The sequence below is a fragment of the Citrobacter sp. Ce119 genome (genome assembly GCF_030334525.1).
GTDB lineage: Bacteria > Pseudomonadota > Gammaproteobacteria > Enterobacterales > Enterobacteriaceae > Citrobacter > Citrobacter europaeus.
In genome coordinates, this window is sequence record NZ_JAOWDR010000045.1 from 301,283 (window position 1) to 319,114 (window position 17,832).

19 protein-coding genes are annotated in these 17,832 nt (G+C 53.6%); 11 read left to right on the plus strand and 8 right to left on the minus strand.

Translation table 11 applies throughout. The annotated features are described in order from the left end of the window. The first annotated feature begins 4 nt into the window (after positions 1–4). Complete coding sequence (gene coaD, locus OGV80_RS07975; protein ID WP_043018742.1) at positions 5–484, plus strand: pantetheine-phosphate adenylyltransferase; 480 nt, start codon at positions 5–7, stop codon at positions 482–484. A 47-nt stretch (positions 485–531) separates the two neighbouring features. Here coaD and mutM read toward each other — a convergent pair whose 3' ends face one another. The 4 genes from mutM to radC form a co-directional block, all read right to left on the minus strand. Further along, positions 532–1,341: a bifunctional DNA-formamidopyrimidine glycosylase/DNA-(apurinic or apyrimidinic site) lyase gene (gene mutM, locus OGV80_RS07980; RefSeq protein ID WP_043018743.1), complete on the minus strand. Its 810-nt coding sequence runs from the start codon at positions 1,339–1,341 to the stop codon at positions 532–534. Between the two features lie 98 nt (positions 1,342–1,439). Further along, positions 1,440–1,607 carry a 50S ribosomal protein L33 gene (rpmG, locus tag OGV80_RS07985; protein WP_003024094.1) on the minus strand — a complete coding sequence of 56 codons (168 nt, stop codon included), beginning with the start codon at positions 1,605–1,607 and terminating at the stop codon, positions 1,440–1,442. Positions 1,608–1,627: 20 nt separating this feature from the next. Beyond that, the gene (gene rpmB, locus OGV80_RS07990; protein WP_003024071.1) at positions 1,628–1,864 is read right to left on the minus strand and encodes a 50S ribosomal protein L28; all 237 of its coding nucleotides are present in this window, start codon (positions 1,862–1,864) and stop codon (positions 1,628–1,630) included. Positions 1,865–2,082: 218 nt separating this feature from the next. Then, positions 2,083–2,748, minus strand: coding sequence for a RadC family protein (gene radC, locus OGV80_RS07995; RefSeq protein WP_047407836.1), 666 nt, complete (start codon positions 2,746–2,748; stop codon positions 2,083–2,085). 172 nt (positions 2,749–2,920) lie between these two features. Between radC and coaBC the strand changes: the two genes are divergently transcribed. The 3 genes from coaBC to slmA all read left to right on the plus strand — a co-directional run bounded on the left by coaBC (position 2,921) and on the right by slmA (position 5,290). Beyond that, a complete protein-coding gene (gene coaBC / locus OGV80_RS08000) occupies positions 2,921–4,141 on the plus strand; it encodes a bifunctional phosphopantothenoylcysteine decarboxylase/phosphopantothenate--cysteine ligase CoaBC (protein ID WP_155269049.1) in 1,221 nt (406 codons plus the stop codon). After that, positions 4,119–4,577 (plus strand): dUTP diphosphatase, encoded by a 459-nt coding sequence (gene dut, locus OGV80_RS08005; RefSeq protein WP_003827259.1) that lies wholly within the window; start codon positions 4,119–4,121, stop codon positions 4,575–4,577. Before coaBC ends, dut begins: the two co-directional genes overlap by 23 nt. Before the next feature lie 116 nt (positions 4,578–4,693). Beyond that, complete coding sequence (gene slmA, locus OGV80_RS08010; RefSeq protein ID WP_003827257.1) at positions 4,694–5,290, plus strand: nucleoid occlusion factor SlmA; 597 nt, start codon at positions 4,694–4,696, stop codon at positions 5,288–5,290. 66 nt (positions 5,291–5,356) lie between these two features. Here slmA and pyrE read toward each other — a convergent pair whose 3' ends face one another. Next, the gene (gene pyrE / locus OGV80_RS08015) at positions 5,357–5,998 is read right to left on the minus strand and encodes an orotate phosphoribosyltransferase (protein ID WP_043018746.1); all 642 of its coding nucleotides are present in this window, start codon (positions 5,996–5,998) and stop codon (positions 5,357–5,359) included. 65 nt (positions 5,999–6,063) lie between these two features. Continuing rightward, a complete protein-coding gene (gene rph, locus OGV80_RS08020; protein WP_003024054.1) occupies positions 6,064–6,780 on the minus strand; it encodes a ribonuclease PH in 717 nt (238 codons plus the stop codon). A 125-nt stretch (positions 6,781–6,905) separates the two neighbouring features. On the opposite strand from rph, the gene OGV80_RS08025 reads away from it, so the two are divergent. Together OGV80_RS08025 and OGV80_RS08030 are read left to right on the plus strand one after the other, a co-directional pair. Beyond that, complete coding sequence (locus tag OGV80_RS08025; protein WP_003024052.1) at positions 6,906–7,769, plus strand: YicC/YloC family endoribonuclease; 864 nt, start codon at positions 6,906–6,908, stop codon at positions 7,767–7,769. 258 nt (positions 7,770–8,027) lie between these two features. Next, complete coding sequence (locus tag OGV80_RS08030) at positions 8,028–8,645, plus strand: trimeric intracellular cation channel family protein (RefSeq protein WP_003024049.1); 618 nt, start codon at positions 8,028–8,030, stop codon at positions 8,643–8,645. Here OGV80_RS08030 and ligB read toward each other — a convergent pair. Continuing rightward, positions 8,642–10,321, minus strand: coding sequence for an NAD-dependent DNA ligase LigB (ligB, locus tag OGV80_RS08035; protein ID WP_047407829.1), 1,680 nt, complete (start codon positions 10,319–10,321; stop codon positions 8,642–8,644). The genes OGV80_RS08030 and ligB overlap by 4 nt on opposite strands. A 261-nt stretch (positions 10,322–10,582) precedes the next feature. Between ligB and gmk the strand changes: the two genes are divergently transcribed. Genes gmk through recG form a run of 5 tightly spaced genes read left to right on the plus strand, consistent with a single transcriptional unit; the run spans position 10,583 to position 16,450 of the window. After that, on the plus strand, positions 10,583–11,206 hold the full coding sequence (gene gmk, locus OGV80_RS08040) for a guanylate kinase (RefSeq protein WP_019078035.1): 624 nt from the start codon (positions 10,583–10,585) through the stop codon (positions 11,204–11,206). 54 nt (positions 11,207–11,260) lie between these two features. Next, on the plus strand, positions 11,261–11,536 hold the full coding sequence (gene rpoZ / locus OGV80_RS08045) for a DNA-directed RNA polymerase subunit omega (protein WP_000135058.1): 276 nt from the start codon (positions 11,261–11,263) through the stop codon (positions 11,534–11,536). 18 nt (positions 11,537–11,554) lie between these two features. Further along, positions 11,555–13,669 carry a bifunctional GTP diphosphokinase/guanosine-3',5'-bis pyrophosphate 3'-pyrophosphohydrolase gene (gene spoT, locus OGV80_RS08050; protein ID WP_032950538.1) on the plus strand — a complete coding sequence of 705 codons (2,115 nt, stop codon included), beginning with the start codon at positions 11,555–11,557 and terminating at the stop codon, positions 13,667–13,669. A 4-nt stretch (positions 13,670–13,673) separates the two neighbouring features. Beyond that, entirely contained in the window at positions 13,674–14,363 is a 690-nt protein-coding gene (gene trmH / locus OGV80_RS08055) for a tRNA (guanosine(18)-2'-O)-methyltransferase TrmH (RefSeq protein ID WP_043018748.1), read from the plus strand. Positions 14,364–14,368: 5 nt separating this feature from the next. Continuing rightward, the gene (recG, locus tag OGV80_RS08060; protein WP_043018749.1) at positions 14,369–16,450 is read left to right on the plus strand and encodes an ATP-dependent DNA helicase RecG; all 2,082 of its coding nucleotides are present in this window, start codon (positions 14,369–14,371) and stop codon (positions 16,448–16,450) included. 42 nt (positions 16,451–16,492) lie between these two features. Here the strand turns inward: recG and gltS are convergent, their stop codons facing one another. Further along, on the minus strand, positions 16,493–17,698 hold the full coding sequence (gene gltS / locus OGV80_RS08065) for a sodium/glutamate symporter (protein WP_003024029.1): 1,206 nt from the start codon (positions 17,696–17,698) through the stop codon (positions 16,493–16,495). Positions 17,699–17,832: the final 134 nt, after the last annotated feature.

Below are 17,832 nucleotides of genomic sequence, written 5' to 3' on the forward strand. Positions count from 1 at the left end.
AGTCATGCAAAAACGGGCGATTTATCCGGGAACCTTTGATCCCATTACTAACGGCCACCTCGATATTGTGACGCGTGCAACAAGCATGTTCGATCACGTAATTCTGGCCATTGCCGCAAGTCCCAGTAAAAAGCCGATGTTTACTCTGGAAGAGCGTGTTGAGCTGGCGCAACAGGCAACGGCGCATCTTGGCAATGTCGAAGTTCTGGGATTCAGCGATTTGATGGCAAATTTTGCCCGCGATAATCAGGCTAATATTCTGATCCGTGGTCTGCGTGCGGTAGCCGATTTTGAATATGAAATGCAGCTGGCCCATATGAACCGTCACCTGATGCCACAACTGGAAAGCGTCTTTTTGATGCCGTCTAAAGAGTGGTCATTTATCTCATCGTCGCTGGTGAAAGAAGTTGCCCGCCATCAGGGTGACGTGACGCATTTTCTGCCGAAAAACGTCCATCAGGCATTATTGGGTAAACTGAAGTAATACGTCTGGCCGGATGAGACGTATGCGACCTCCGGCCAATAACGGTGTTATTTCTGACAGCGACGGCAGTAGAACGTTGTGCGCTGGGCGTGTTTTGTCGCAATGATTGGCGCGCCGCACGCGCGACAGGGTTCACCTTCTCTCCCATAGACTTGCAGCTCCTGGGCAAAATAGCCCGGCTTACCGTCACTTTGCAGGAAATCCTTCAGCGTGGTGCCCCCCTGCTCAATAGAACGCAGCAAAACCGCCTTGATGACGCGCACCAGCAGTTCACACTCGTCCTGCGACAAAGATGACGCCAGACGGTCAGGATGGATGCCAGCCGCAAACAGCGACTCGCTGGCATAGATGTTACCCACCCCCACCACCAGCTTGTTATCCATCAGCCAGGGCTTAATCGCAGTTTTCTTCTTCGCACATTTCTGCTGCAAATAACCGGCGTTGAAATCATCGCTCAGCGGCTCAGGACCAAGATGAGCGAGGACATTATGCCCATCCAGCTCTTTAGCCCACAGCCATGCGCCAAAACGGCGTGGATCGGTATAGCGCAGGACTTTGCCATTGCTCATCACCAGGTCAACGTGGTCATGCTTTTCTGCCGGAAGCTCTTCAGGGAGGATACGCAAACTACCCGACATCCCCAGATGAATGATTACCCAGCCATCCGATAGCTCCAGCAGCAGGTATTTCGCGCGCCGCTGTACGCTCAGAACGGGTTTATCACTCAGACGATAGATTTCCTCAGATACCGGCCAACGCAAACGACCGTTACGCACCGTCGCGTGCATAATCGTTGCCCCCACCAGATGCGGCTCAATACCGCGGCGGCTGGTTTCGACTTCAGGTAATTCAGGCATAGTATCTCCGGCGATGTATCAGGTCACATTAATATGGGGACGGCCAGAAAACAAAAAACCCCGCCGAAGCGAGGTTTTTTATTACATCAAAGCGAGAATTATTTGATTTTCGCTTCTTTGTAGAGAACGTGCTGACGGACAACTGGATCGAATTTTTTCAGTTCCAGTTTTTCCGGCTTAGTACGTTTGTTCTTCGTAGTGGTATAGAAGTGACCAGTACCAGCAGAAGAAACCAGCTTGATTTTCTCACGAATACCTTTAGCCATGATTTATTTCCTCTTAGTACTTAGTACTTTTCGCCACGGGCACGCAGTTCAGACAGAACTGTTTCGATGCCTTTCTTATCAATAACACGCATACCTTTAGCAGATACACGCAGGGTGACAAAACGCTTCTCGCTCTCAACCCAGAAACGGTGAGAGTGCAGGTTAGGCAGGAAACGGCGTTTAGTCGCGTTCAGTGCGTGGGAACGGTTGTTACCGGTCACCGGACGCTTGCCAGTAACTTGGCAGACTCGGGACATGTCTATTCTCCAAAAATCAAATTAGCTCGAGCTTCGTATGGGGTATCGGCGCCTCGTCAGGCTTTACAGCCCGGTCATCGCATAGTTCTAAGTGAACTCTCGATTGCCAGGCCCAAATGCCAAACCCGAGATTCTCAAAGGTGGCGTAGTATACGCTGACCCGGCGTTATGCTCAAGTCCCGAACAGACAAAGATCCCGATGGATCGCGTAAAGTGCGTTAAATCCAACCGCGTTCCGCGAAAGAAACGTACTCTCCGCGCCCAATGACCAGATGATCTAGCACCCGGATATCCATGAACTGACAGCATTTCACAACACGCTCGGTGATGAGTTTATCTGCTTTGCTCGGCTCTGCACACCCCGAAGGGTGATTATGTGCAAGGATCACCGCCGAAGCATTCATTTTTATCGCTTCACGGACAATTTCTCGTGGATGCACCTCAACGTGGCTTAGCGTACCGGAAAAAAGTTTGCTGTGCTTAATCACACGGTGTTGAGAATCCATAAAGATCACAAAAAAGATCTCGCGTTCCTCTTGCGAGAGCTGACTTTGCAGAAATTCGCGCGCCATTTCCGGGCTAAGTATCGCGCGCTCCTCTATCACCCGTACGTTGTAATAACGCCTCGCCAGCTCCGCTATTCCCTTCAGTTGCGCGTACTTCGCGATACCGATGCCCTGAACGTAGCTGAAATCCAAGTAATCAGCAGACAACAGGCCATACAGCGAATCAAAATGCTGAAGCATCTCTTTCGCCAGCGTAAGCACATCTTTACCCAGCATCCCGGTGCGTAAAAATAGAGCCAGTAGCTCAACGTCGGTCAGCGAACTGGCCCCCTGCGCCAACAGCTTTTCCCGAGGCATTATACGTCCTGTATTTCCCATGCTTTTCCTCTCCTTTAGCGTGCGCATAGTGGCATAACGCCAGCGGTGAATCGACGCTCTGTTTTCACTTCTTCGTAGCGCCTCGCAAACTGGATCGCGGGCAAAAGCACGACAAATTGCGGATTGTGATAAAATATCCGCCTTCTGGTGAAACCCAACAGGAAAGATCATGATGAGCCTGGCCGGTAAAAAAATCGTACTTGGCGTCAGTGGCGGCATTGCTGCGTACAAAACCCCTGAGCTGGTACGTCGTTTACGGGAACGCGGCGCTGACGTCCGCGTGGCGATGACCGAAGCGGCAAAAGCGTTTATTACACCTCTGAGCTTACAGGCCGTTTCGGGTTATCCCGTTTCCGACAGCCTGCTTGATCCTGCAGCCGAAGCCGCGATGGGCCACATTGAGCTGGGGAAATGGGCCGATTTGGTTATCCTGGCCCCTGCTACGGCAGACCTGATTGCTCGCGTTGCCGCAGGTATGGCCAACGATCTGGTGTCAACAATCTGTCTGGCAACGCCAGCGCCTGTTGCCGTGCTACCGGCCATGAACCAGCAGATGTACCGCGCTGCCGCGACCCAGCACAACCTGGGCATCCTTGCTTCGCGAGGGTTGCTCATTTGGGGCCCTGACAGCGGTAGTCAGGCATGTGGTGATATCGGTCCTGGACGTATGCTGGACCCATTAACCATTGTGGATATGGCGGCAGAACATTTTTCACCTGTCAACTCCCTGCAACATCTCAACATCATGATTACGGCGGGCCCGACGCGTGAACCGCTTGATCCCGTGCGTTATATTTCCAACCACAGCTCCGGGAAAATGGGATTTGCTATCGCAGCCGCGGCCGCAAAGCGCGGAGCAAACGTCACGCTGGTATCGGGTCCGGTTTCGTTACCCACTCCGCCATTTGTCCAGCGCGTTGATGTGATGACCGCGCTGGAGATGGAAGCCGCCGTGCAATCTGCGGTGCAACAACAGCATATTTTTATCGGCTGCGCCGCAGTCGCTGATTATCGCGCTGACACGATCGCCCACGAAAAAATCAAAAAGCAGGCGACGCAGGGTGATGAATTAACAGTAAAAATGGTCAAAAATCCGGATATTATCGCCGGTGTTGCCGCACTGGTTGCTAACCGTCCCTTTGTCGTTGGGTTTGCCGCCGAAACAAATAATGTGGAAGAATATGCCCGGCAAAAACGCATCCGCAAAAACCTTGATGTGATCTGTGCGAACGATGTTTCGCTGTCTACTCAAGGATTTAACAGCGACAGCAACGCATTACACCTTTTTTGGCAGGATGGAGATAAAGTCTTACCGCTTGAGCGCAAAGAACTCCTGGGCCAATTATTACTCGACGAGATCGTGACCCGTTATGATGAAAAAAATCGACGTTAAGATTCTGGACCCGCGCGTAGGGCAACAATTTCCGCTTCCTACGTACGCCACCTCTGGTTCTGCCGGACTTGACCTGCGTGCTTGTCTTGATGACGCCGTAGAACTGGCGCCGGGCGCAACAACGCTGGTACCAACGGGGTTAGCTATCCACATTGCCGATCCTTCTCTGGCAGCGGTAATGCTCCCGCGTTCCGGATTGGGCCATAAGCACGGTATCGTACTGGGCAATCTGGTCGGTTTAATTGATTCCGACTACCAGGGCCAGCTGATGGTATCCGTCTGGAACCGTGGTCAGGACAGCTTCACTATCGAGCCGGGCGAGCGCATCGCGCAGATGGTATTTGTACCGGTTGTGCAGGCTGAATTTAATCTGGTGGAAGAGTTTGAAGCCACCGATCGTGGCGAAGGTGGCTTCGGCCATTCCGGGCGCAAGTAACCCGCAGAAAAGTATCCCACAGCGTAATAACGCAATAACATACCGCAAACAACAGTTTGCGGTCGCTGTGTGGATGCCTGCCTGGCAAGAGCTTATTTTCAGGGGTATTTTGTAACATGGTAGAAAAGCAAACTGCGAAAAGGAATCGTCGCGAAGAAATACTTCAGTCTCTGGCACTGATGCTTGAGTCCAGCGATGGTAGCCAACGCATCACCACAGCAAAGCTGGCAGCCTCAGTTGGCGTATCCGAAGCGGCATTGTATCGCCATTTCCCCAGCAAGACTCGCATGTTCGATAGCCTGATTGAGTTTATCGAAGATAGTCTGATTACCCGAATCAATCTGATTTTGAAAGATGAAAAGGACACCAACGCGCGCTTGCGTCTGATCGTACTGCTCATTTTAGGGTTCGGTGAGCGCAACCCTGGCCTGACGCGAATTCTGACCGGACACGCGTTGATGTTCGAGCAAGATCGTCTGCAAGGACGTATTAACCAGCTTTTTGAGCGAATTGAGGCGCAATTACGCCAGGTTCTGCGAGAAAAAAGAATGCGTGAAGGTGAAGGCTACACCGTGGATGAAACGCTGCTGGCCAGCCAGTTGTTGGCTTTCTGCGAAGGTATGCTGTCCCGGTTTGTACGTAGCGAATTTAAATATCGTCCGACGGATGATTTCGACACCCGCTGGCCGTTGGTGGCTGCTCAGTTGCAATAGCAGATTTGTTTAGTCCGGCCTACGGGGTTACGTAGGCCGGATAAGCGCAGCGCCATCCGGCAATTCTTAAACGCCGTACGCTTCGCGATAGGCCCGTACTGCCACCAGATGCTCTGCCATCTCTGGCTTCTCTTCCAGATACGCAATCAATTCTTTCAGGGTAATGATAGAAATCACCTTGCAGCCATAATCGCGTTCCACTTCCTGAATCGCTGAAATCTCGCCGCGACCGCGTTCCTGACGATCGAGAGAAATCAGTACCCCCGCCAGCGTGGCGCCATGAGCCTGGATAATTTCCATCGACTCACGAATAGCCGTACCTGCGGTGATAACATCATCGACCAGCATGACACGCCCTTCAAGTGCGCTACCTACCAGATTACCGCCTTCGCCGTGGGTTTTCGCCTCTTTACGGTTAAAGCAGTACGGCAAATCTTTATCATGGTGTTCCGCCAGCGCAACGGCCGTTGTGGTAGCAATCGGAATACCTTTGTAGGCCGGACCAAACAGCAAATCGAACTCAATACCGGAATCCACCAGCGCTTCGGCATAAAAACGGCCTAACAGTGCCAGGTCGCGCCCGGTATTAAACAGCCCGGCGTTGAAGAAATAGGGGCTTTTGCGCCCGGATTTCAGCGTAAATTCGCCAAACTTTAGTACCTGCTTGCTAAGCGCAAACTCAATAAACTGGCGCTGATACGGTTTCATGGATTCGCTCCTCATCTCACTTTATTACAGACAAAAAAAAGGCGACTAATCAGTCGCCTTTAAAATCAATTTTCTAACGCCGCCTTCTGCGTCGCTACAATGGACTCGATCCCCCCTCGGGCCAATGCCAGTAGGGTGAGAAGTTCTTCATGGCTGAACGGCTCGCCTTCCGCCGTGCCCTGCACCTCTATAATGCGACCGTCTTCAGTCATCACCACGTTCATGTCGGTTTCTGCGGCAGAATCTTCAACGTATTCCAGGTCGCAGAGTGCTTCGCCGTTCACAATACCTACGGAGACCGCCGCGACCATCCCTTTCATTGGGTTGGTTTTCAGCTTACCGCTTGCTACCAGTTTGTTCAGCGCGTCAGCCAAAGCGACACAAGCACCGGTAATGGATGCGGTGCGCGTACCGCCATCGGCCTGAATAACATCGCAGTCCAGCGTAATAGTGAATTCGCCGAGCGTCTTCAGATCAACGGCGGCGCGCAGCGCACGCGCGATCAGACGCTGGATTTCCATGGTACGACCGCCCTGCTTACCTTTCGCCGCTTCACGGGCGTTACGGGTGTGCGTGGCGCGTGGCAGCATGCCATATTCTGCGGTGATCCAGCCCTGGCCCTGTCCTTTCAGAAAACGCGGTACGCCTTCATCAATCGAGGCGGTACACAGCACTTTGGTATCACCAAATTCGACCAGCACGGAGCCTTCAGCGTGTTTTGTATAATTACGGGTCAGGGTGACGGGACGCACCTGATTGGCACTACGACCTGCTGGACGCATGATAAATTCTCCGGCTTGAAACGAATGTGGCTGCGCATTATACGGACTTCCGACTGTTATTCCTATCCTGACAAGACGTGGATGGCTATAATCCTCCCATCTCATCTTTAAAAACAGGAACGTCTATGATCCGCAGCATGACCGCCTACGCCCGGCGTGAAATCAAGGGTGAATGGGGTAGCGCAACCTGGGAAATGCGCTCGGTAAACCAGCGTTATCTGGAAACTTATTTTCGCCTGCCGGAGCAGTTCCGTAGCCTTGAACCCGTTGTTCGCGAGCGCATCCGCACACGTCTGACGCGCGGTAAAGTCGAGTGTACGCTGCGTTTTGAGCCCGATGCCAGCGCCCAGGGCGAGCTGATTCTGAATGAAAAGCTCGCTAAACAGCTCGTGAGTGCAGCTAACTGGGTCAAAATGCAGAGTGATGAAGGTGAAATTAACCCGGTTGATATCCTGCGCTGGCCAGGCGTAATGGCTGCCCAGGAGCAAGATCTGGACGCCATTGCCGCCGAAATCCTCGCTGCGCTTGACGGTACGCTGGATGACTTCATCGTCGCGCGTGAAACCGAAGGTCAGGCGCTGAAAGCGCTGATCGAGCAGCGTCTGGAAGGCGTCAGCGCTGAAGTTACGAAAGTACGTGCACATATGCCGGAAATCCTGCAATGGCAGCGCGAGCGTCTGGTAGCCAAACTGGAAGACGCCCAGGTGCAACTGGAAAATAACCGCCTTGAGCAAGAGCTGGTGCTGATGGCGCAGCGCATCGATGTGGCAGAAGAGTTAGATCGTCTGGAAGCCCACGTCAAAGAAACCTACAACATTCTGAAGAAGAAAGAGGCGGTTGGCCGTCGTCTGGACTTCATGATGCAGGAATTCAACCGTGAGTCGAACACTCTGGCATCCAAGTCTATCAATGCCGAGGTGACGAATTCCGCGATTGAACTGAAGGTATTGATCGAGCAAATGCGCGAGCAGATCCAGAACATCGAATAAGCCAGCATTCTACGTAGCCCGCCAATAAACGGCGGGACTACGTGTTTTCCCTTCGCTTTGGTATTCTTCCCATTCATTCCGAATTATATTTTCTCATCATTTATTATCACCACCAATAACACAAAGCGCATGTCACCACGTATTTTTAGCACATTCGCATTAGCTGTAGTTATTAAAATCGCTTCACCTTAGAAAATCTCAATCGTGACAATGCGCACAAATCGTTAACCTTAGCCCCCAGCAAATCAGGGGGAATACATGCTGCTACACGTTTTATATTTAATTGGTATTACTGCCGAAGCCATGACCGGTGCGCTTGCGGCTGGGCGTCGTCGTATGGATACATTTGGCGTCATTATTATTGCTACCGCGACCGCCATTGGCGGCGGCTCAGTACGCGACATTCTTCTCGGCCACTATCCGCTTGGCTGGGTAAAGCACCCTGAATACGTCATTATCGTGGCGACCGCTGCGGTACTCACCACCATTATTGCTCCCGTCATGCCCTATCTGCGTAAAATATTCCTTGTACTGGATGCGCTGGGCCTGGTGGTTTTTTCTATTATTGGCGCTCAGGTGGCGCTGGATATGGGTCATGGGCCGATTATCGCCGTAGTCGCTGCAGTCACTACCGGCGTCTTTGGTGGTGTTTTACGTGACATGTTCTGCAAACGTATCCCATTAGTATTCCAGAAAGAACTGTATGCCGGCGTTTCATTTGCCGCTGCCGTGCTGTACATCGTGCTGCAACATTATGTCTCCAGTCACGATGTAGTGGTTATCTCTACCCTGCTCTTCGGCTTTACCGCCCGACTGCTGGCGCTGCGCCTGAAGTTAGGGCTACCGGTATTTTACTATCGCCATGAAGGCCATTAAGGCATAAAGCCCGCGATCCGCTGAGCAGCTAACCAGTTGCTCAGCGCAATGATCTCTCTATTCTCCAGCCACTGCATCACCTGGCGTGCCCGCCGCTCCCCCATGAAAGGCAACTGCCGCCAGCTTTGTTCGCTGCGCGCCTGTAACTGCTGCCACGAACCATCCCGACTGGCATTCAGCGTTGCCTGTGTTAACGGTATTCCCATGGCAATCACCCAGCGCGTGAACGGGAGATGGCGCGACAGGTTGAACTGATGCCACAACTTCTCCCCTTTGTTCACGCCGAAGGTGGACTGTAGCTGCGCCTGGGTTAATCCTAGCCAGGAAAAGATATGTTCAAAACGATACGCCTGATGGAGCTCCCGCCATCCCGCCTCGCCGATACCCTCCAGCCCCAGCACTTCTTTACCGCCCAGCCAGACCAGTCTGGCAACAAATTGTTCCTGGCACTCCGCTGTGGCATAAAAACAGGTTAATGAATTGAAGCGCCCCTCAGGTGGCACCGGCTTAATACGCTGGGTACTGCGCCAGACCACCTCATCTATACGGGGGATCCCTTGTCCAGCGAGGCTTATCAGAATCTGATCGCCTGGCGCGATATCCCATTCATTCCAGCGTCGTACAGAGCCAATATTGACGCGCTGCACCCGCTTATCATCCAGCATGACGGGGGTCAGCAATGCCACCACCGCAATTTTCCCGCTTTTGCCAACGGAGAACTGAATACCCGTTACCTCAGATACCCTTGCCACAGGAGGATATTTCCACGCCGCCAGCCAGTCACCTTGCCCGGGTAGCCAATACTGTGCCCGTGGCTCTTTTGCCGTTCGCACCACTACGCCATCCGTCACAAAGGGTAATGCTGAACTCCACCACCTGGCGCGCGACTTTTCGACGTCATCCGCATTTTTCACAGCCTGAGTATAGCGTTGCGTGTAACTGAACCCGGCAGCCGTGAGTTGCTCCAGTCTTTCAGACATGAGCGCCGGACCATCAGGCCAGGCCCAGATAAAAATATCCAGCGAGCGTAATATTTCCGGGTTGCTCTGGCGCATCATCATTCCAGCAACCTTTGAGCGGGCGTTCATTCCGCCTTTCTGTTGCTGGATATGCCCCTGCTGCTGTAAAAATATCTCCCCCTGCAACGTACTGTTAGCGAGCTGTCCTGTGGTGGTGCGTGGCACGGAAGGGATCTGAAGAACCTTTTGCGTCCAGTCTTCGCCTTTCAGGCCGTTACCACGGCTAATCGCCTGTATCAGATTGCCGTTGCGATAGACCAGCGTGACCGCCACGCCGTCCACCTTTGGCTGTACCCAGAGATCGCTGCGAGTGTGCATCCATTGCTGTAGCGCTTGCTTATCGGCAAGTTTACGGACTCCCGTGTGGGGAACTGGATGCGGGACGGTGCCACTTATTGGGGGCGCAGACAGATCTGGTGGGGCTTCATCGCCAAAACAGCGCTGCCATTGGATGAGTTGCGCATTGAGCTGGTCATAAACGCCGTCGTCTACGGCACTTTCACCCTGTTTCCAGTAACTGTCATTCCACTGTGTGATCTGCTGCTGTAGTCGAGAAATTTCTTCGTTTGCCCTGGCAGGAGACCAGACTGGGCATACCGCCCATGCGGGTAGACATCCCATTAGCAAAACCAGCCCTATGCCTTTCCATAATCCCATGTTACCTCCGCTGAACACTGCATTTCCCGGCAGATATAGCGCGAAGTAAAAGGGAAACAGAGCGGCAAAAAATCATCCTGCGAGCACCATTCCTGACATTTGCACAAATTGCTGCAAATCGCGGATAAAACAGGAAACTGGTACGCAAAACGCAATAAACATGCGCAAAAAGTGTGACAAGGGCTACGTCACATAGCGGCTACGTGTATAATAAGCCCGTATGTAGGCTCTCTTTCGACAATCACATACATTAAGATACTCATGGCTCAAGGCACGCTTTATATTGTTTCTGCCCCCAGTGGCGCGGGTAAATCCAGCCTGATTCAGGCTTTATTAAAGACCCAACCGTTGTATGACACCCAGGTTTCTGTTTCGCACACCACGCGCGCGCCGCGCCCGGGGGAAGTGCACGGTGAACACTATTTCTTTGTGAACCATGACGAATTCAGAACCATGATTGGCAGAGACGCGTTTCTGGAACACGCTGAGGTTTTCGGTAATTACTACGGCACCTCGCGTGAGACCATTGAGCAAGTATTGGCATCCGGCGTAGACGTCTTTTTAGATATCGACTGGCAAGGTGCGCAGCAAATTCGTCAAAAAATGCCGCATGCGCGCAGTATTTTTATTTTGCCGCCATCTAAGATTGAGCTGGACCGCCGTCTGCGTGGTCGCGGTCAGGATAGCGAAGACGTGATCGCAAAACGTATGGCGCAAGCTGTTGCAGAAATGAGCCATTACGCCGAATATGATTATCTTATTGTGAATGATGACTTCGATACCGCCCTGGGCGATTTGAAAACTATCATTCGCGCCGAACGTCTGCGCATGAGCCGCCAAAAGCAGCGTCATGACGCTTTAATCAGCAAACTGTTGGCAGACTGAACCCACATTCAGTATCATGCCCAGTCATTTCTTCACCTGTGGAGCATTTTAAGTATGGCACGCGTAACTGTTCAGGACGCTGTAGAGAAAATTGGTAACCGTTTTGACCTGGTACTGGTCGCCGCGCGTCGCGCTCGTCAGATGCAGGTAGGCGGAAAGGATCCGCTCGTACCGGAAGAAAACGATAAAACTACCGTTATCGCGCTGCGCGAAATCGAAGAAGGTCTGATCAACAACCAGATCCTCGACGTGCGTGAGCGCCAGGAACAGCAAGAGCAGGAAGCCGCTGAATTACAAGCCGTTACCGCTATTGCTGAAGGTCGTCGTTAATCACAAAGCGGGTCGCCCTTGTATCTGTTTGAAAGCCTGAATCAACTGATTCAAAACTACCTGCCGGAAGACCAGATTAAGCGTCTTCGGCAGGCGTATCTCGTTGCACGTGACGCTCACGAGGGCCAGACACGTTCAAGCGGTGAACCCTATATCACGCACCCGGTAGCGGTAGCCTGCATTCTGGCCGAGATGAAACTCGACTACGAAACGCTGATGGCTGCGCTGCTGCATGACGTGATTGAAGATACTCCAGCCACCTACCAGGATATGGAACAGCTTTTTGGTAAAAGCGTTGCAGAACTGGTAGAAGGGGTATCGAAGCTTGATAAGCTTAAGTTTCGCGATAAGAAAGAGGCGCAAGCTGAAAACTTTCGCAAGATGATTATGGCGATGGTGCAGGATATCCGCGTCATTCTCATCAAACTTGCTGACCGTACCCACAACATGCGCACGCTGGGCTCATTACGCCCGGACAAACGTCGCCGCATCGCCCGTGAAACCCTCGAAATCTATAGTCCGCTGGCGCACCGTTTAGGTATTCATCACATTAAAACCGAGCTGGAAGAGCTGGGTTTTGAAGCGTTGTACCCAAACCGCTATCGCGTGATTAAAGAAGTGGTTAAAGCCGCTCGCGGCAATCGTAAAGAGATGATCCAAAAAATCCTCTCGGAAATCGAAGGGCGTTTGCAAGAGGCAGGCATTCCGTGTCGCGTAAGCGGGCGTGAGAAGCACCTGTACTCGATCTACTGCAAAATGGTGCTCAAAGAGCAGCGTTTTCACTCCATCATGGACATCTACGCGTTTCGCGTTATCGTTCATGATTCCGATACCTGCTATCGCGTACTCGGCCAGATGCACAGCCTGTACAAACCACGTCCTGGTCGCGTGAAAGACTATATCGCCATTCCGAAAGCTAACGGATATCAGTCTTTGCACACCTCAATGATCGGCCCACACGGTGTCCCGGTAGAAGTACAGATTCGTACTGAAGACATGGACCAGATGGCAGAGATGGGGGTTGCAGCGCACTGGGCTTACAAAGAGCACGGCGGCGAAAGCAGCACCACTGCGCAAATCCGCGCTCAGCGCTGGATGCAAAGCCTGCTGGAACTGCAGCAGAGCGCCGGTAGCTCGTTTGAATTTATTGAAAGCGTTAAATCTGATCTCTTCCCGGATGAGATTTATGTTTTCACACCGGAAGGGCGCATTGTCGAACTGCCTGCCGGTGCAACGCCTGTCGACTTTGCCTACGCCGTGCATACCGATATCGGCCACGCCTGCGTTGGCGCACGCGTCGACAGACAGCCTTACCCGCTTTCACAACCGCTCTTTAGCGGCCAGACCGTTGAGATTATTACCGCGCCGGGCGCACGTCCGAACGCCGCATGGCTCAACTTCGTCGTCAGTTCGAAAGCGCGCGCCAAAATTCGCCAACTGCTGAAAAACCTCAAGCGCGATGATTCCGTTAGTCTGGGTCGTCGACTGCTCAACCATGCCCTGGGCGGTAGCCGTAAACTGGCTGAGATCCCACCAGAGAGCATCCAGCGTGAGCTTGAGCGTATGAAGCTCGCCACGCTTGACGATCTGCTCGCAGAAATCGGTCTGGGTAACGCCATGAGCGTGGTGGTAGCGAAAAACCTTCAGCAGGGCGAAGCAACAACAAATGTGCCGGCGCAATCTGGTCACGGTCATCTGCCGATCAAAGGCGCAGACGGCGTGCTGATCACCTTTGCGAAATGCTGTCGTCCGATTCCAGGCGATCCAATCATTGCCCACGTCAGTCCGGGTAAAGGTCTGGTGATTCACCATGAATCCTGCCGTAATATTCGTGGCTACCAGAAAGAGCCAGAGAAGTTTATGGCGGTGGAATGGGATAAAGAGACGGAGCAGGAGTTCATTACAGAGATTAAGGTGGATATGTTTAACCACCAGGGTGCTCTGGCGAACCTGACGGCGGCAATCAACACGACCACCTCCAACATTCAAAGTCTGAATACGGAAGAGAAAGATGGCCGCGTCTATAGCGCCTTTATTCGCCTGACCGCTCGCGATCGCGTGCACCTGGCGAATATCATGCGCAAAATTCGCGTCATGCCGGACGTGATAAAAGTCACCCGAAACCGAAACTAGTCTTATGAATGAACAGCGCTATGCACGTATCCGCGAGATGCTCGCGCGCCGGCAGCCCGACCTGACCGTCTGCATGGAGCAGGTCCACAAACCTCATAACGTTTCTGCGATCATTCGTACTGCAGATGCGGTCGGCGTGCATGAAGTCCACGCCGTCTGGCCGGGTAGCCGTATGCGCACCATGGCCTCTTCTGCCGCAGGCAGCAACAGTTGGGTGCAGGTGAAAACTCACCTTACCATTGGCGATGCGGTCACACATTTAAAAAGCCAGGGCATGCAGGTTCTGGCTACTCATCTGTCAGATAACGCCGTGGATTTTCGCGAGATTGATTACACGCGGCCCACCTGCATCCTGATGGGCCAGGAGAAAACCGGCATCACTCAGGAAGCGTTGGATCTGGCTGATCAGGACATCATCATTCCCATGACTGGCATGGTGCAGTCGCTGAACGTTTCTGTCGCCTCCGCGCTAATCCTGTACGAAGCGCAGCGCCAGCGGCAAAATGCTGGCATGTACCGACGAGAAAACAGCATGCTGCCACAAGACGAGCAGCAGCGCTTACTGTTTGAAGGCGGTTATCCGGTGCTGGCGAATGTCGCTAAGCGCAAAGGTCTTCCCTACCCTCACGTCAACACGCAGGGCGAAATTGAAGCCGATGCAACGTGGTGGGCCACTATGCAATCTGCGAGATAAACGCGATGAAAGGCCGTTTACTGGATGCCATCCCACTCAACTCTCTGACCGGCGTTGGCGCAGCGCAAAGCAGTAAACTGGCGAAAATTGGCCTGCACACCGTGCAGGACCTCCTGCTCCACCTCCCTCTGCGTTACGAAGATCGTACCCATCTGTACCCCATTGGCGAATTGCTACCGGGCGTCTATGCCACCGTTGAAGGCGAAGTGCTGAACTGTAATATCACCTTCGGTGGCCGCCGGATGATGACCTGTCAGATCAGCGATGGCTCCGGCATTCTCACCATGCGCTTTTTCAATTTCAGCGCTGCGATGAAAAACAGCCTTGCGACCGGTCGCCGGGTGCTGGCCTACGGTGAAGCCAAACGCGGGAAATATGGGGCAGAAATGATTCACCCGGAATACCGCGTGCAGGGCGATCTCAGCACGCCGGAATTGCAGGAAACGCTCACACCGGTGTATCCAACTACCGAAGGCGTGAAGCAGGCCACGCTGCGCAAACTGACCGATCAAGCGCTGGAGCTGCTCGATACCTGCGCCATTGCCGAACTGCTGCCGCCAGAGTTGTTACAGGGCATGATGAGCCTGCCGGAAGCCCTGCGCACGCTACACCGTCCACCGCCGTCACTGCAATTGAGCGATCTGGAAACCGGCCAGCATCCGGCGCAGCGACGTCTGATTCTGGAAGAGCTTCTGGCGCATAACCTCAGCATGCTGGCGCTACGCGCCGGGGCACAGCGTTTCCACGCCCAGCCGCTGAGCGCAAACAATACGCTGAAAGACCAACTGCTGGCGGCGCTACCGTTTAAACCCACCGGCGCACAGGCCCGCGTTACCGCTGAGATCGAACGCGATATGGCGCTGGATGTCCCAATGATGCGTCTGGTGCAGGGCGATGTCGGCTCCGGTAAAACCCTGGTTGCGGCTCTGGCCGCGCTGCGGGCTATCGCACATGGTAAGCAGGTGGCGCTGATGGCCCCCACCGAATTGCTGGCTGAACAGCATGCGAATAACTTCCGCAACTGGTTCGCGCCTCTGGGCGTTGAAGTGGGCTGGCTGGCAGGTAAGCAGAAAGGCAAAGCGCGCCAGGCACAGCAGGAAGCCATCGCCAGCGGCCAGGTACAGATGATTGTCGGCACGCACGCGATTTTCCAGGAGCAGGTGCAGTTCAACGGACTGGCGCTGGTTATCATCGATGAGCAGCACCGTTTTGGCGTGCATCAGCGTCTTGCGCTGTGGGAGAAAGGCCAGCAGCAGGGTTTTCACCCGCACCAGCTAATCATGACCGCCACGCCAATCCCGCGCACGCTGGCGATGACCGCCTATGCCGATCTCGACACGTCGGTCATTGACGAACTGCCTCCGGGGCGTACGCCGGTCACTACGGTAGCCATTCCGGATACCCGCCGCAGCGATATTATTGACCGCGTGCGCAACGCCTGCACCCACGAAGGGCGTCAGGCGTACTGGGTCTGTACGTTAATTGAAGAGTCTGATTTGTTAGAAGCTCAGGCGGCTGAAGCGACGTGGGAAGAGCTTAAACTGGCGTTGCCCGAACTCAATATTGGCCTGGTACACGGGCGCATGAAGCCTGCCGAGAAGCAGTCGGTAATGGCTGCTTTTAAACAGGGAGAATTGCATCTGCTCATTGCCACCACGGTGATTGAAGTGGGCGTGGACGTACCCAATGCCAGCCTGATGATTATTGAAAACCCGGAGCGCCTGGGCCTGGCGCAGTTACACCAGCTACGTGGTCGCGTAGGTCGAGGCGCGGTGGCCTCCCATTGCGTCCTGCTCTATAAATCACCGCTGTCAAAAACTGCACAACAACGCCTGCAGGTTCTGCGAGATAGCAACGACGGATTCGTCATTGCGCAAAAAGATTTAGAGATTCGCGGCCCCGGCGAGCTGTTGGGTACACGCCAGACCGGAACGGCGGAATTCAAAGTTGCGGATTTACTACGTGATCAAGCGATTATCCCGGAAGTTCAGCGTATTGCCCGCCATATTCATGAACGTTACCCGCAACAGGCTGTGGCGCTAATCGAGCGCTGGATGCCGGAAACCGAACGCTACTCCAACGCATAGTTGATTCTTAGCGGCGGCGGATGTGACTCCGCCGCACAGCCTTTATTGCGCGAAAATCGGCAACAGCAGATACAGCTTAATCACCAGCGCGTTAACGATATCGATAAAGAACGCCCCCACCATCGGCACCACCAAAAACGCCATATGGGACGGCCCAAAACGTTCGGTAATCGCCTGCATGTTGGCAATCGCCGTCGGCGTCGCGCCGAGGCCAAAACCGCAATGTCCGGCTGCCAGCACGGCGGCATCGTAGTTCTTACCCATCATGCGCCAGGTGACGAATATCGCGTACAGCGCCATGAAAATGGTCTGCACGACCAGAATTGCCAGCATCGGCAGAGCCAGAGAAGCCAGCTCCCACAGCTTCAGGCTCATCAGCGCCATCGCCAGGAAAAGCGACAGACTGACGTTACCCAGCACCGAAACCGCGCGCTCAAATACCCGATAAAAGCCCAGTAGCGCCAGGCCGTTACTGAGGATCACGCCAACAAAAAGCACGCAAACGAAGGTCGGCAGTTCCAGCACCGTTCCCACCAGCATTTGCGCAACGATTTTACCCACCGTCAGACAGATAGCGATCAGCGCGATGGTTTCAATCAGCACCAACGAGGTGATCATGCGCCCGACGTCCGGCTTTTCAAACGCGGTCGGCACGGCCTGATCGTCAGGCATGCCGTCAGGCGTGGTGGAGTGTTTGACCAGATAGCGCGCCACCGGACCGCCAATCAATCCGCCCAGAACCAGGCCAAACGTTGCGCAAGCCATCGCCACTTCAGTTGCATTGGTGAAGCCATAACGTTCAATAAACAGCTTGCTCCATGCGGCCCCGGTTCCGTGTCCGCCAGAGAGGGTTATTGAACCAGCAATCAGCCCCATCAGCGGATCCAGGCCCAGCAGGGTCGCCATACCAATACCGATGGCGTTTTGCATCAGCAGCAGGCCAACAACCACAATCAGAAAGATTCCCACCACACGGCCACCGGCACGCAGACTGGCGATATTGGCGTTCAGGCCAATGGTGGCGAAGAAGGCCAGCATCAGTGGGTCGCGCAGGGTCATGTCGAAGTTCACTTCCCAACCCATACTTTTTTTCAGTACCAGCAGCGCAATCGCTACCAGCAATCCGCCCGCTACAGGTTCGGGAATGGTGTATTTTTTCAGGAAGGAAACTGACTGGACGAGCTTACGTCCCAGCAGCAATACAAGGGTTGCCGCAACCAGCGTTGATAACGTATCGAGATAAAACATTTACAGCTCCATTAGTGCGTTTAGCACAATCACGCACGATGCATTCCAGACCGATTTTTAGCTCTTATTGAGTTTTCGGGGTGGATTTTAAGCAGAAAATCATGAAAAGTTATATAAAAATGTTTGTTTATCCG

What these genes read in the sequence shown, in the direction of transcription:
- coaBC (WP_155269049.1), top strand. Translation starts at nt 2,921, where the DNA reads ATGAGCCTGGCCGGTAAAAAAATCGTACTTGGCGTCAGTGGCGGCATT.
- radC (WP_047407836.1), bottom strand. Translation starts at nt 2,748, where the DNA reads ATGGGAAATACAGGACGTATAATGCCTCGGGAAAAGCTGTTGGCGCAG.
- pyrE (WP_043018746.1), bottom strand. Translation starts at nt 5,998, where the DNA reads ATGAAACCGTATCAGCGCCAGTTTATTGAGTTTGCGCTTAGCAAGCAG.
- rpmB (WP_003024071.1), bottom strand. Translation starts at nt 1,864, where the DNA reads ATGTCCCGAGTCTGCCAAGTTACTGGCAAGCGTCCGGTGACCGGTAAC.
- slmA (WP_003827257.1), top strand. Translation starts at nt 4,694, where the DNA reads ATGGTAGAAAAGCAAACTGCGAAAAGGAATCGTCGCGAAGAAATACTT.
- recG (WP_043018749.1), top strand. Translation starts at nt 14,369, where the DNA reads ATGAAAGGCCGTTTACTGGATGCCATCCCACTCAACTCTCTGACCGGC.
- gmk (WP_019078035.1), top strand. Translation starts at nt 10,583, where the DNA reads ATGGCTCAAGGCACGCTTTATATTGTTTCTGCCCCCAGTGGCGCGGGT.
- gltS (WP_003024029.1), bottom strand. Translation starts at nt 17,698, where the DNA reads ATGTTTTATCTCGATACGTTATCAACGCTGGTTGCGGCAACCCTTGTA.
- OGV80_RS08025 (WP_003024052.1), top strand. Translation starts at nt 6,906, where the DNA reads ATGATCCGCAGCATGACCGCCTACGCCCGGCGTGAAATCAAGGGTGAA.
- mutM (WP_043018743.1), bottom strand. Translation starts at nt 1,341, where the DNA reads ATGCCTGAATTACCTGAAGTCGAAACCAGCCGCCGCGGTATTGAGCCG.
- rpmG (WP_003024094.1), bottom strand. Translation starts at nt 1,607, where the DNA reads ATGGCTAAAGGTATTCGTGAGAAAATCAAGCTGGTTTCTTCTGCTGGT.
- rph (WP_003024054.1), bottom strand. Translation starts at nt 6,780, where the DNA reads ATGCGTCCAGCAGGTCGTAGTGCCAATCAGGTGCGTCCCGTCACCCTG.
- ligB (WP_047407829.1), bottom strand. Translation starts at nt 10,321, where the DNA reads ATGGGATTATGGAAAGGCATAGGGCTGGTTTTGCTAATGGGATGTCTA.
- rpoZ (WP_000135058.1), top strand. Translation starts at nt 11,261, where the DNA reads ATGGCACGCGTAACTGTTCAGGACGCTGTAGAGAAAATTGGTAACCGT.
- trmH (WP_043018748.1), top strand. Translation starts at nt 13,674, where the DNA reads ATGAATGAACAGCGCTATGCACGTATCCGCGAGATGCTCGCGCGCCGG.
- OGV80_RS08030 (WP_003024049.1), top strand. Translation starts at nt 8,028, where the DNA reads ATGCTGCTACACGTTTTATATTTAATTGGTATTACTGCCGAAGCCATG.
- coaD (WP_043018742.1), top strand. Translation starts at nt 5, where the DNA reads ATGCAAAAACGGGCGATTTATCCGGGAACCTTTGATCCCATTACTAAC.
- dut (WP_003827259.1), top strand. Translation starts at nt 4,119, where the DNA reads ATGATGAAAAAAATCGACGTTAAGATTCTGGACCCGCGCGTAGGGCAA.